Genomic DNA, 531 nt, shown 5'->3' on the forward strand with positions numbered 1-531 from the left:
TACCCCATCGCGACGGTGCCGGCGATCGCCCAGGGAATGAGCGGAAAGGATTTCTCGAAGGACGCGCCGATCAGGAAAGGCGCAGTGATCGCGGCAACCATGTAGAAGGCCACGCCGGCAATCGGCAGCAGCGCCAGGAAGCCGAGCGATACGACGGAGATGTCGCGGCGGAAGGCATCGGAGCGCGGCTCGCGCAGATGCTGAAACAGCCACGGCATCCAGGCATGCAGGAAGCCGTTTATGGCGACGAAAAGCGCCGCGCCGAACAGCGCGGCGACACCGTACAGCCCGTTCTCCGCAAGGCCCAGGACGTGCGCGATGATCAGGCGGTCGGTCAGCGGCACGGCGACGAGACCGAATCCCGCCGGCAGATAGAGCAGCCCGAACTTGACGAGATCTTTGATCTCCTTCCGGCAGTCGAGCGACAGCTTCAGCTCCAGATCGCGGGACAGCCACACGAAGCCCGCGACGCAGGCGATCGCCAGGCCGGCAATCTTTCCGATCACGACGCCCTGCCAGTTCCAGCCGGCG

1 protein-coding gene is annotated in these 531 nt (G+C 65.3%); it reads right to left on the minus strand.

The features are described from left to right. On the minus strand, window positions 1–531 hold a 531-nt coding region (locus AABW11_RS20025), incomplete at both ends, for a lipopolysaccharide biosynthesis protein (protein ID WP_340107107.1).

It is taken from the genome of Rhodohalobacter sp. 8-1 (assembly GCF_038150125.1).
GTDB lineage: Bacteria > Bacteroidota > Rhodothermia > Balneolales > Balneolaceae > SW132.